Origin of the sequence: uncultured Flavobacterium sp. (assembly GCF_963974175.1) — a bacterium.
GTDB lineage: Bacteria > Bacteroidota > Bacteroidia > Flavobacteriales > Flavobacteriaceae > Flavobacterium.
The window spans coordinates 434,321-447,861 of the sequence record NZ_CAXBBR010000001.1 but is presented as its reverse complement, the minus strand read 5'-3'; the positions used below and the strand labels follow the sequence as shown (position 1 = coordinate 447,861).

General features: G+C 33.3%; 11 protein-coding genes. All 11 read right to left on the bottom strand.

Annotated features, from left to right (window positions below):
• Nucleotides 1-60: 60 nt before the first annotated feature.
• The 11 genes from apaG to AAC069_RS01905 all read right to left on the bottom strand — a co-directional run bounded on the left by apaG (nt 61) and on the right by AAC069_RS01905 (nt 13,519).
• Complete coding sequence (gene apaG, locus AAC069_RS01955) at nt 61-447, bottom strand: Co2+/Mg2+ efflux protein ApaG (RefSeq protein WP_091083714.1); 387 nt, start codon at nt 445-447, stop codon at nt 61-63.
• An 81-nt stretch (nt 448-528) separates the two neighbouring features.
• Nucleotides 529-1,785: a DUF5103 domain-containing protein gene (locus AAC069_RS01950; protein ID WP_339918841.1), complete on the bottom strand. Its 1,257-nt coding sequence runs from the start codon at nt 1,783-1,785 to the stop codon at nt 529-531.
• Between the two features lie 82 nt (nt 1,786-1,867).
• The gene (locus AAC069_RS01945; protein WP_339918840.1) at nt 1,868-2,638 is read right to left on the bottom strand and encodes a methyltransferase domain-containing protein; all 771 of its coding nucleotides are present in this window, start codon (nt 2,636-2,638) and stop codon (nt 1,868-1,870) included.
• A complete protein-coding gene (map, locus tag AAC069_RS01940) occupies nt 2,638-3,456 on the bottom strand; it encodes a type I methionyl aminopeptidase (protein ID WP_339918839.1) in 819 nt (272 codons plus the stop codon). The genes AAC069_RS01945 and map overlap by 1 nt, the downstream gene beginning before the upstream one ends.
• Before the next feature lie 42 nt (nt 3,457-3,498).
• Nucleotides 3,499-4,908 carry a TolC family protein gene (locus AAC069_RS01935; RefSeq protein ID WP_339918838.1) on the bottom strand — a complete coding sequence of 470 codons (1,410 nt, stop codon included), beginning with the start codon at nt 4,906-4,908 and terminating at the stop codon, nt 3,499-3,501.
• Nucleotides 4,908-6,263, bottom strand: coding sequence for a biotin/lipoyl-binding protein (locus AAC069_RS01930; protein WP_339918837.1), 1,356 nt, complete (start codon nt 6,261-6,263; stop codon nt 4,908-4,910). Before AAC069_RS01930 ends, AAC069_RS01935 begins: the two co-directional genes overlap by 1 nt.
• Nucleotides 6,264-6,267: 4 nt before the next feature.
• Nucleotides 6,268-7,926 carry an ATP-binding cassette domain-containing protein gene (locus tag AAC069_RS01925; RefSeq protein WP_339918836.1) on the bottom strand — a complete coding sequence of 553 codons (1,659 nt, stop codon included), beginning with the start codon at nt 7,924-7,926 and terminating at the stop codon, nt 6,268-6,270.
• Nucleotides 7,927-8,005: 79 nt separating this feature from the next.
• Nucleotides 8,006-8,683 carry a TetR/AcrR family transcriptional regulator gene (locus AAC069_RS01920; RefSeq protein WP_339918835.1) on the bottom strand — a complete coding sequence of 226 codons (678 nt, stop codon included), beginning with the start codon at nt 8,681-8,683 and terminating at the stop codon, nt 8,006-8,008.
• 15 nt (nt 8,684-8,698) lie between these two features.
• Nucleotides 8,699-9,307, bottom strand: coding sequence for a leucine-rich repeat domain-containing protein (locus tag AAC069_RS01915; RefSeq protein ID WP_339918834.1), 609 nt, complete (start codon nt 9,305-9,307; stop codon nt 8,699-8,701).
• A 136-nt stretch (nt 9,308-9,443) separates the two neighbouring features.
• A complete protein-coding gene (gene gpmI / locus AAC069_RS01910; RefSeq protein WP_339918833.1) occupies nt 9,444-10,961 on the bottom strand; it encodes a 2,3-bisphosphoglycerate-independent phosphoglycerate mutase in 1,518 nt (505 codons plus the stop codon).
• Nucleotides 10,962-11,101: 140 nt separating this feature from the next.
• A complete protein-coding gene (locus AAC069_RS01905) occupies nt 11,102-13,519 on the bottom strand; it encodes a DUF5916 domain-containing protein (protein WP_339918832.1) in 2,418 nt (805 codons plus the stop codon).
• Nucleotides 13,520-13,541: the final 22 nt, after the last annotated feature.

Sequence of the window (13,541 nt, the reverse complement as noted above, 5' to 3'; positions counted from 1 at the left end):
TAAATTAAAAATATGATAAATAAACTATAAGAAAGTGAAATATATTCAGCAGAGTAAAGATTAATTCAATGCAAATGGAGCACATAATTTAAATGTGGGGATAAAAACTTTAAAGTTTTTTGTACTCGTAAAGTTAATCATGTTGAAATAACCTTTCATTGCACCGTATGGCGAGGATAATAAACATCCGGAACTGTAGGTATGAAGTTCACCAGGTTTTAGAACTGGTTTTTTTCCTATAATTCCTTCACCATCTACAATTTCAATGTTATTTAAAGAATCATAAATTTCCCAATGACGAGAAGTCAGTTGGACAGAATCTTTACTATGGTTCTCAATTGTTACTTGATAACTAAAGGCAAAGTGAATCTTGTAGTTCTTGAAGTACGTGCCTTCAAAACTAGTCAATACCGAAATTTTTATGCCTCTTGTGATTTGAGATACCATTGTAAAATAGTAGTTAAGTGTCTAATAGATAACAAATTTACAAAAATTTGATTTTGTATTCAGGCTTTTGTAACTATTTTTTTAATTGATGATATTTAAGGAGTTAGCATTTCCTTTGCCCACGACGCGATCATAGCGATCTGTATTTGCACGATAATATACTAGAATTGTATAATCATTTTCAGTTTGATAAAAATTACCGTCTATTGCATTTTCATTATCGATTGCTCCTTTACGGTCAACATTCACGTATTCAAAATTTGTAAATCCTTGTTTTAATAAAAGGGCTTTTTCATAAATCCCTTTTTTGGGATTATAATCCATCTTGAATTCAGAAGTTAGACTGTAGTTGTTAAACATCCCGTTAATGTAGATTTCGTTGTCGTTATTAAAAGTGGGAGCAGAGAGGCTGAAATAAACCCAGGCATAATCAGCTTCAATTTCACTGTTTGTAGCATTTAAATTGCGAACGACAAAATTACCATTTACATCTTCGTAAACGGTATAGGGGAAATTTGCGCGAGCATTATTCGTGTATAAATAGGAGTTATAGACTTCTGTACTTGCGTCAACGCGAGAGATGTTATTATTGGCGGCTCTAACATCTTTGTTTTCAAAATACAAAAATTCGTTACCGGCCCAATATTGAGTTTCCGTGTCGTATTTGTAGATTAAATCGTTGCCAATGGTATATTGCGGATGAATATTTTTTATTGCGCTATTGAACTTTCCATTTTGCAGCAATACCACTTTTACATTCTTTAAAGGGTTTTGAAAAGTAATGGTATTCGATTTTATCGAAAAATCCAAATTGTGTTTGTATTCTACATTACTTACCGTTCTAGCTCGTTTTACCTGAATAGGAACAGTCACCAAATCTTCATATAGAATGAATTTTCGTGTGAATACAACCTCTTTGTCATTATTTAAAACCTTCAGAATGTAATTCCCGCTGATGCGCAGCTGCTGCGTAAACTGATTTGGAATTGATAATGTATAATGAGAATAAATCTGTAAGGTGTTAAATGAGTTGGTGTAGTTCTGAATTCTTTGGTTGTCGAAACCTTGTAGGTATTCATTTTTAGGAATTTCAGAATGTTTCCAGTTATAGTCACAATGAATAATTTCGTAATAGTAATCTGCTTCATTGCCATATAGATCATCAAATTGTAATTGGAATCCGCTACCTAATTGAAATATCGGAACAACATTTTGATTGTTCTGAATAAAGGAAACGGTCTTGATGTTAAATGGGGGGGCAATTTCATTTTCTACTTGTGCAGAAGCTGAAGTGATGATGAGTAGCAGTATTATTTTTCGAAAAAAGGAATGAAGCATAATTATTAATTTGCTGAAATGTAAATATAACGAATTAAGCAATACCATTATTATGCCAATTATTTGCCGTATGAAATGTGTTCTATTTAAAACAAACAGGTATGATTTCACCTTTTGCTAAACAATACTTTTCTACCAGTTCTGGAGCAATTTTATTAGTATAATCTTCTTCGATTACTTTAAAGCCAATGCTTCTTAGTTTGTCAAAATAATCACGACCATAAATTCTAACATGATCATATTGTCCGAATATTTTCGCGCGTTCTTTTTGGTCTGTAATAGTGTCGTCAGAAAAAGTAGTCGCTCTTGATAGATCTTGAGGAATTTGCAAAATCGCCATTCCGCCGGGTTTTAAAACACGATACAATTCCTGCATTGCTTTAGTGTCATCTGGGATGTGTTCTAAAACATGATTACATAAAATAACGTCGTACTGATTGTCTTCGAAAGGTAAATCGCAAATATCTGCTTTTACATCTGCCAGTGGAGAAAACAAATCGGTAGTTGTGTAATCCAGATTTTTCTGGTTTCTGAATAATTTATAAAATGCCTGTTCAGGGGCAAAGTGAAGTACTTTCTTTTTTACATTAGAAGTGAAAAAATCAGATTCTTCATTTAGAAATAGCCAGAGCAAGCGGTGTCTTTCTAATGAAAGAGTGCTTGGTGATAGGACGTTGTTTCTTTGTGTTCCGTAGCCATAAGGCAAGAACGATTTAAAACTTTTTCCGTCTATAGGATCGGTAAATTTATCTCCTTTCAAAGCTAAAGCTAAAACAGGTCTAGCGACATAACTTAAACGAATAAGTAATGGGCGAGGGATGGTATTGAGTATTAATTTAAACAGTTTTTTCATTACAATACTAAAGGTGTTTTTCTAAATTCATCTTCTTCAGTACTCACAATTCCTAAGGCTTGGTATACATAAGCAAATGTGGATAATATTTCCGGTTTTCCGTCAATAAGAGCGACGTCGTGTTCAAAATGAGCACTTGGTTTATTATCAGCGGTTGTTATTGTCCAGCCGTCTTTATGCTGTTTGATGTTTCTTGTTCCTAGGTTGATCATAGGCTCAATTGCAACTACCATACCTTCGACAAAAAGTTTTCCACGACCACGTTTTCCGTAATTAGGCATTTCTGGATCTTCGTGCATTTTTTGCCCAAGACCATGTCCTACTAATTCGCGAACTACTCCGTATCCGTGTGATTCTGTATATTTTTGAATGGCATTCCCAACATCTTCTACACGATTTCCAGCTTTAAATTCGCGGATACCTACGTACAATGATTCTTTGGTAATTTGTAATAATTTTTTAGTTGCAGGATCTACTTCGCCTATTTCAAATGAATAAGCATGATCTCCATGGTATCCGTTTTTGTAAGCACCACAGTCTACTGATATAACATCACCACTTTTAAGAGGCGTATTGTTTGGGATTCCGTGCACAACTTGAGCATTCGGACTCATACATAATGAGTTTGGGAAACCATATAAACCAAGGAAACTAGGGACAGCACCATGGTCACGAATGAATTCTTCTGCTAATTTATCTAAATGTAATGTAGTAACTCCTTCCTTAATTTCAGAAGCAATCATTCCTAATGTTTTCGATACTATTAAAGCACTTTCGCGCATTAATTCTATTTCTTCACGGGATTTAACTATAATCATATTTGCTATTTTCAGTTGGCAAAAGTACGGTTTTAAAATTATTTAATCAGGATTGGCCATAATTTTATATAATTCTGAGTTTGATATAAAAAACTCATTGCGTAAGGCGATTGCTGTCAACTGGGCTGTTATTAAACTACTTTCGCGACTGTTAATTAGAAAAAGGGAACTTTCTCCAAAAGTAAACAACCGCTCTTCTGATTGTAACATCGTTTTGTAGTTGTTCACTAGATCGCTTGCCATAAGTCGTTGTTTATCCAGAGAAGTGATTACTTCTTTCTGCGCTTTTATTTTATTCGAAAGTTGTAAACGCTCAAGATTTAAGCTATTTGTAGTTTCTTGAATTTTGTACTGCGTTAATTTTAAACCACCTCTTTCTTTTCTTAAAAATATAGGGTAGGAAAAATTAATTCCTACTTTGTAGTTTTCAAATTTGTAACTGTCGATGTACTGTGGTTCTGATAAATAGGAGTAGGATAGATCAATCTTTGGCAATAAGGCATTTGCCTTTAGTTTTCTATCGACCTCTAGCATATCAATTTTGGTTTCCAATGCGCTAATTTTAGGATGATTTTCTATTGAGAAATTATCGGCTAATAGGTCATTTGTTTTTAAGGTTTCTTGAATCGTATTTTCAATTTGCAGTTCCGGAAATAGCGCTTCAGATAGTTCCATAGGAATCGAATTGTCTAACCATAAAAAATTAGATAATTCTAGTTTTGCTTTTAGTAATTTTAGTTTAGAATTTTCTAAGCTTAATTGACGACTTTTGAAACTAATTCCTGCTTCCACACTATCAATAGCTCTTTTGTCACCTTGTTTAATTAATGACTGAACTGCTTTGTAACGTGTCTCCGCATTAGTATTATACTGCGAATACATTTGAAACTCTTCATAATTTTTTTTCCAATTAAAATAAGCAACAGATGCATCATACAAGACTACAATTGCTTGTGATTTTCGTTCGGCTTGACCTAATTGCATTTGCATCTTAGCCTTACGCAAATCGGCCATTCGCTGATTGATAAATAAACCTTGTCCTAAAGGAACTGATATTCCTAACGATGTTAATCCAGCATTAGGTACTGTGTTTTCAGGGTTTAGATAATATCCTTCGTTTTGATCAAAACCAGCTTTGATTTCGATGCCATACCAAGTTGGGATTTTGAAACTGCTGTTTAAAATCGAATAATATTCGGTATCCTTGAATTTTTTTTTATCAAAGTCAACTTCTATTTTTGGATCGAAAGCACCTCTTGCTGCCATTAAAGTTGCCTGCGCTTTATTGATTTCTAAGTTAGCTGTTTTAACCAGCGGATGAAATTTTTTGACATATCCCAAATACTCATTGAATGTAAATTCCATTTTTTGAGGTAATGTCGTTTCACTTACTGTATTTTGAGCTTGAAGACTCAAACTGAATAGCAGTAAAAATAAAATAGAATATCTCATTATTTTTTTTCTTTAGTTTTTCCGCCTTTTTGATTCATTTCATAATAATCTGGTGGGAATCCGTTAAGGGTACGCCATATTTCAAACCAAACAGGAACGGTGTTTAGTAAGGCGATTGTTTGTGCTCCAGAGCCAATACTTAATTGTTTTGGCCAAGGATCTTCTTCAGGGTCAGGGGCAATCAGCACTCTGAATTTCCCATTATCGCTGATGAATTTTTCAACTGCAACAATTCTACCACCAAATGTTCCGTACGACATATCGGGCCAACCTGAAAATACAATGGTAGGCCAACCATCAAACCAGATTCTTATTTTGGCACCTTTGGAAATTAAAGGTAAATCTAATGGGTTTACATAGGTTTCTACGGCAATATCGTACTCTGATGGCATTACAGTAGCAATTGGTGTTCCTTCTTTGATAGTTTCGCCAATTCCAGCTTGCAAAGCACGGTTAATGTATCCATTTTGCGCTGCTTTGATATAATACATGCCATTACGAATGCTGTAATTAGCATATTGATTTTTAAGTTTGTTTACTTGCGCTTCAGTGTCATATTGGTTGCTTAATGCTGTAAATTGGTCGCTTTCTGCCTTCGCGACCTTTTCATTATATTCCGCCTCAATACGGTTAAGCTCGACCTTTGCATTTAGCAACTCATTTTGTGTGGTTAATAATTTGTTTTCTTGAGTGATTATTTTAGCTTCAACTTCTTGCTGTTTTAAACGTTTCTCTTCTACATCAGTCATTGCTTTTAAACCTTCATTGTTCAGTGTTACTACTCGGTTGAACTGAGTGTTGGCTATTTTAAGTTGGGTTTTTACGGCGACTAAATCAATCGAATCACTTTTAATTTTAAAGTTAGCTTGCTTTAGTTTGTTTTTAGCTTGCTCTAATTTCAGATTTTTTTCGCTTTGAATCGATACAATTTGACTAGCTAGCGCTCCGTACTTTGAACTGTACGAGTTTAGGGCTTGACTTTTAGCATTCAATTGGTTTTTAGTGTTTTCTACTAAGTTAGGGTCCATATAATCTTCTTTTATCTCAGAGATAAAAAGTATGGTGTCCCCTTTTTTTACAAAATCACCTTCTTGAACATACCATTTTTCAATTCGACCTGAGATAACACTTTGGATTGATTGTGGTCTTTGGTTTGGTTTTAAAGTAGTTACAGCTCCTTTACCAGATATGTTTTGGGTCCAAGGTAGGAATAAGGTAATAAACGCTAATATCGCAACAAGCGTTATAAGTCGATTTAAAATTTTATAGTGTGGCCTTGTTTCGAGTCCTTTAACCGTTTTGAAACGGTCAAGATGGGCGTCAACATGTTTATTGTGGTCTGATATATTTAACATACAGTTATTTTTTTAAATCTAAGATAATTTGTCCGTTTTCCATGGTGAGATTTCTGCTACACTTGGTTTTCCAGTACTGATTTTTTGACGATACAATAATGGTCCATTGGTGTTCTTTGGCAGTAATGAAATCGATTATTGCATTTGCAACTTTGTCGTCCATGTTGTCTGTAGGGTCTTCATAGAACAAAATCTTAGGCTTACTGATAATACTTCTAGCTAGTAATATTTTTTGAGCATTAGACGATGACAATTGTTTTCCTTCTGGAAAAAGAGGCGTGTCTAATCCTTGTGGTAGAGATTTTATGAATTCTTTTAACTGCATTCCTTCAATAGCCCATTTTAGAGTTTCTTCTGATACTGCGTTGTTTTTAAAGGTGATATTTTCAATCACAGTCCCTTCAAATGGAGTTTCTCCGAATGTGATACTTTCTATTTGAGATCGGAATTGGTTGAGATTGATTTTCTTAAAGCTATTATCGTTGATAGAGATTGAACCATGGCTAGGCTGAATTAATCCTGACAGTATGCGTATCAAGGTTGTTTTTCCAGAACCGTTTGCTCCATCTACAAATATACGTTCGCCCTGATTAATATTTAAGTTGATGTTGTTTAAAATTTTATTTTTTGAATCTGGAAATTTAAAGCTTACATGTTCAACTTCTAAAGCGATAGAAGTATAGCAATTATCATAATCTACGGTGAACTCCTCTTCGAGTTTCATATCTGTTATTAAACCTATTTTCTCAACTGATGTTAAAACATCGTAAAGTGTTTCAAGACCTATTATTATTTTTTCTACTGATGTGATTACTAATAGAATGATGATTTCTGCGGCAACAAATTGGCCAATATTCATTTGTTGTGACAACACTAAATACCCTCCAATAGATAATAAACTAGCAGTTATTATTATTTTGAAAATGATCAGTTGGCTAAATTGAGTTTTAATTACTGAGAAATGTTTCTCTCTATAATTTAGATAATCTGAAACTAACAGGTCATTTTTATTCAGTGCAAAATCATGATGTAAATTATTTCTAAAACTAGAATTATTTCGAGCAATTTCTTGTAGCCATCCAGCAACTTTATACTTGTATTTTGATTCTTTCATACTTGTTTCTAATCCAGTATTGTATGAGAATTTAAATATAAAGTATAGTAATAACAATAATAATATTCCAAAAATGATGAAATAATTGTGGTACAAAGACAATAGTATGATTCCAAAAATAATCTGTAGTATGGCTGCTGAAAAATCGATTAACAATTTGGCTGTTCCTTTTTGAATCATTAAAGTATCAAAAAAGCGATTGGCAAGTTCTGGCGGATAGGTATTGTAATATTCTTCAAATTTTATTTTGGGTAATCGAACTGCAAATTCAAAGGAGGATCGAATAAATATTTTTTGTTGTAAGTTTTCCATTATACGCAACTGCATCAACGAAAGAACCCCAACTAGTGCTACACCAAAAACAACCAAAACAATTAAAACAATCCAAGAAGCACTCGCTCTTCCAGATTGAATAAAATTAGTTATGGCTTGTATTCCTAGAGGTAGCGATAAACTGATTACTCCAGAGAGGATTCCGTAGAAAAACAATTGGTAAACATCTTTCTTATCTAATTCAAGTAAATTATAAAATCGCTTTAATGGTTTCATATATGCTGCTTGTTAATTTTTTTCTTTTGTATAATTTGTATTGGCTACTATTGCATGGTGTACTACGTTCATTTTCTATTTATTCTTTTATTAATATGGTATTGATTAAATCCATAAAAAAGTTTGTAGGGGAAACTTGTTCGTTACAATCGGTAATAGTCGATAGGTGTTCTTTCAAAAAATGTTGGTGCAAAGAACCTTTTACAACGGTCGAAATTAGACTTTTTGCAAAAGGATAATCAGGGTTGATCTCGTTTACTATAGCGACCATTCTATTGATTAGTCTTTTGTAAATTATGAAATAACCAACTTTATTTTCTTCGTCAACCTCTTTAGTATACAAGGTTTTAGTGAATTCTATAATGACAATTCTATTTAAAATCCTTTCGTTGATATGTTCTGTTCTTTCATCATCAACTATTTTTTCAGTGACAATAACAATAGCTCGTTTTAAGCGCTCCATAGGATCGTCAATATTAGTCAATTTGAAAACCATTTTGTATTCAATCCAACTCCAATACCACGAACACAAATATACCAGCAGTTTGTGCTTGTTTTCAAAATACCTGTAAATCGAACTTTCATTGGAGCCAATTCGTTCGCCTAATTTTTTAAAAGTAAAGTTGTCAAACCCTATCTCATCTATTAAAATGATACTTTCTTTAATTATCTTTTTTCCAAGAGCTGATGTTTCAGGATCTTTTACAAAGATTTTATCTGAAATTTGAATTTTTATATTTGTGATTAAATTATGCATTTGAATTTTTTACGTTTAAAAATCGATTTCAAAACCAAAATTAATATTTTTAAGTTCTACGTTGTCAAGGGGTACGCTATTTTCATTCAAATATAAATGCTTTAAGTGAGATAAAGAATTAATGTTTTTCGGGAATTCCTTTAATTCATTTTGACGCAAACTCAAATACTCTAAATTTTGAAGTTTTAACATTTCACTAGGCATATAATTGATTCGATCATTATCGAGATATAACGATTTTAGATTTGGCAACTTTGCTAAAATGTCCAATGATTGAGGTAAGTCTAAGTTTTTCTCATCATTTAGATACAAATTCTCAAGGGTTTTAAGTTTTGAAAAGTCTTTAGGTAGCACCTTAAAATCGTTTCCACTTAAATCTAAGGTTTTTAATTTTTTCAGTAAGAACAATTCTTTAGGTAGCTCTTTTAAATGATCATCCTTTAAACTTAGATATTCTAAATTAACAAACTTAGAGAAGTCTACTTTTTCTAAATCAATTTTGTTGTTACTTAAATCAAGACGAATAATCGTCTCAGGGTTTGAGAGTGAAGTAGTGTTTTGAGCATTACTATTGATATTAAATAGAAGCGTTATAATCAAACATTGAAAGAGTAAATTTTTCACAGTACTTTTTTTTGATGTTAATAATTGCAAATATAATAGTATTACTATTAATAATAATAGTAATACCTAGGTTATTTCTATAAAAAAGGCTATTCAATTTGAATAGCCTTTAAAATGAGGTTGTTATGTAGTTATTCTAAAGCAAAGAATGCTGTGTCATAACCGCTGGTTTTTCGATTCCCATTAATTCTAAAATAGTTGGAGCAATATCACCTAGAACCCCATTGTGAATTTCTTTCAATTCTTTGTCTACTAAAATAATAGGGACAGGGTTAGTAGTGTGCGCCGTATTTGGGCTTCCATCAGGGTTAATCATCGTTTCGCAGTTTCCATGATCGGCAATTACAATCGTGGTATAATCATTAGCTAATGCCGCTGTAATTACTTTTTCGACACATTTGTCAACTGCTTCACATGCTTTGATTGCTGCACTCATAATTCCGGTATGACCTACCATGTCGCCATTAGCAAAATTAAGGCAAACAAAATCGACATCTCCTTTTTCTAGTTCTGGAACTAAGGCATCAGTTAATTCAAATGCACTCATCTCCGGTTGTAAATCGTAAGTAGCCACTTTTGGAGAATTTTTCAATATCCTTTTTTCACCTCTAAATGGAATTTCTCTACCACCTGAAAAGAAAAAAGTAACGTGAGGGTACTTCTCTGTTTCGGCAATTCTAATTTGGGTTTTATTAGCTTTTTCTATAACTTCTCCTAAGGTTTCTGTAATGTTATCCTTGTTGTAAACGACTTTTACATTGTTATATGATTCATCATAATTAGTCAGAGTTACATAATACAAATTCAATTTGTGCATGTTCTCTTCGTGAAAGTCTTGCTGAGAAAGGGCTTCGGTCAATTCTCTACCTCTGTCAGTTCTAAAATTAAAGAAAATAACAACATCATCATCTTCAATAGTAGCCAGTGGTTTGTCAGCAGCATCAGTCATTACAATAGGATGGATAAATTCATCTGTCACATTGTTAGCATAACTTTCTTCGATACTTGCTACTGGATTATGTGAATGTGTTCCTTGTCCGTTTACCAATAGGTCGTAGGCCAATTTTACTCTTTCCCAGCGCTTATCACGATCCATGGCATAATATCTACCAATTATGGAAGCTATTTTCACAGAAGTGTTTGCTATATAATTTTCAAGATCTTGAATGTATTTTTTTCCTGATTTTGGATCAACGTCACGACCATCAGTGAAGGCGTGTACAAAAACTTCGTTCAATCCATAGTCTTGGGTTGCATCAATCAGACCTCTTAAATGTGAGGTATGAGAGTGGACTCCTCCATCTGAAACCAATCCTAAAAAATGCACTTTTTTATTATTGTCTTTAGCATATTGGAAGGCATCTTTAAGTACTTGCTCTTTGGCTAAAGTTTTATTGGCGACAGCCAGGTTTATTTTGGCTAAATCTTGATAAACTATTCGTCCTGCACCAAGATTCATGTGTCCTACTTCACTATTTCCCATTTGACCTTCCGGCAAACCTACGTTTAAACCGTCGGTTCGAAGTTGGGCGCTTGGGAAGTTTTTATAAAGACTATTTATAAACGGAATATTTGCGTTGTCGATTGCAGATACTTTAGGGTCAGGGGATTTTCCCCAACCATCTAATATCATAAGTATTACTTTTTTGTTCATTATAATTTATTTTAAACAAAGATAAAGTATTTCTAAAATCTTAGTAGCGAACAAAATCACTATTATGTATTCAGGAAAGAACGTACCCAAATAATGTTAATTTTGTTACGGAACGGCTCTTTTTTTAAAATTAACGCACCTTAGATTTTGTTTTTTATGCTATTATAATCAATGAAATATTTCACACTTATTGAAAACGTGTGATTCAAGGCCTCATTGTTCAATAAATTTGTAACATTTTTTCCAAAGTCTTTATTGATGGTTCTGTCAAAATCTGCGGCATTATTTCTATATAAAACAGAAACTTGGCTCCCCGGAGCAAACCACCAAGAATAGGAAAGGTCAAAGTTCCAGGAGTAAAAACTGGAATCTTTATTGGTATTGTAATTTTCATAATCAGTTAGTCTACCGTCTTGTTTTAGAGATAAGAAATTCTTATTCTCCGCATAGGACCAATATTGGCGAACAGCCACATTGAAATTCATTTTACTGCTTATGGAGTATTTTCCAGAAATGCTGTTAGCATAAGTAATGACATTCCTGTTTGCAAAAATAATAGTCTCTGGAGTTGATGTGTTTAAATCTTCATCTACGCTGTCTACATAGCCTCTATTGTTGTTTCTTCTCGAGAAGTCAAAGCTATAGTTCAGGGAAAATTTATCGTTAAAACGGTATCTGGGGCCTAATGTGAGTTCATAAGTTCTCCTTTTTGTTTCATTAAAAATAGAATAGCTTGGATTGAAATTAAATGCAAATTTATTATTATAATTTGTAGATATGTACAGCCAGGCACCATAGCTTTCAGGCAGAATTACATATCTATTCTCTGCTCTTGCTTCGTAAAAATCATACGATTCAACGGGAGCTATATTAACACCAAAACCGACGTAGTGATTCTTTTTAGTGTCAATATTTACATTTAGATTAATATTATTTCCTTGAACTTTCCCTGTTTCTTTATGAAACTGGCTGTAGAGATTATAGTTTATTCTAAAACTATTAAAAAATTTCGTCGGATTTAAAATTCTATAATTCACATTACCGTATAGACTATAGTAGTTTGTTTGAAAGTTGATTCCCAAGTCATTATTGTCGAAATCTTTCGTTACTAAATCCCCTCCGATGCTGTAACGGTACTGGCCGCTAGTATCTCCAAAATTTAGAGAAGTATACACTCCTTTTTTATCCGCAATGTCATTTACATAGCTGTATTTAAAGTTTCCAGAAAGGTTGTAAGTGTTCTTCATGGTGTTTAAATCCCAAACTAAAGCAGATACATTTCCATCACGAAAGCTTCCGTTTCTAGTAACATTTGTGTTGATAAATGAAACTGATGAATTTTTGTGAAAGCGCTGGTCTAAAACAAGTACATTGTAATTTGCCAGAGGTTCAACCTCTTCTTTTCTTGTTTCTTTAGTGTCTTTGTTTTCAATTGTCGCAAATGTCCTTTTTGTCACCGCGTTTAGAATACCTATTCCTAGGCCACCTTTTGTTCTTCCAGATACTTTTAATGCATTGATTAGATCTACGCTGGAAGGATTTTCGATAATGGTCTCATTTTCTGCAACTGTTGGTTGATTATTGGGTCTACCGCCAATTCTTCGGGAGTATAGTAAGTCTCCTTTACTGAATAGGTCGGTACCTTCAGTAAAAAACGATCTATTCTCATTAAATTGTTGTTCGAATGGCCCTAAATTAAGTATCTGGTCATCAAATTTTGTTTGCCCGAAATCAGGAATCAAAATCGCATCCAACGTAAATGCATCATTGATTCCGTATTTTATATCCATCCCGCCTTTAAGGGTTCCTATTGTTTTTTGATGACCATTAGCATTTACATAAAAGGAGGAGTAAGGTAAAAGAAATAATCTCGTAGGGGGTTTTATGTTTTCAATTCCTTCAAGAGTTCCTGTTTGTTGGGTGAAAGATCCAATCTTTGAATCAATAAAATTCCAGGTGTATTTTTGTCGGTCTCTTCTAATTTCTCTAAAAAAATTCAAGCCCCAAGTTTGTTTTTTTTCACTCGAAAAACGTAACGCTGCGTAGGGAATTCGCATCTCAACAACCCAGCCGAAATCAGTAATGACGGCTTTGCTTTTCCAAACAGCATCCCAGGAATAATCTTCGCCATTAGAATCTGTTGTGATGCAATCACCTTGCCCATCAGCAGCATTGACAAAAAATTGAAAATCTTGTTGTCCATCATTAAAACCATTTATGAAAACGCCAAAAACGTCTGAGGTTCCAAAATCATCTCTTTGTGAAATTTCTTTTAGAATTTTATTAGGTTCATTATCATACAACACAGCTGCGACATAGATTGCATCATTGTCATATAGAACTTTTACTTCAGTTTTTTTATTTTCTGGAATTGGTTTGCCATTATCAGGTTGAAACATGATAAAATCTGTCGCTATAGAAACGGATTTCCAAATGGGTTCATCTAATTTTCCGTCAATAGTTATAGTCTCTGAAGTGAACTTAGTCTGTAAAACTTTTTTTTGACTGTAGACAAAAGTGTATGCTAAAAAGAACAAGATCAAAAAAAGGTTTTTCATAAAATTATCTGTAAATGAAACT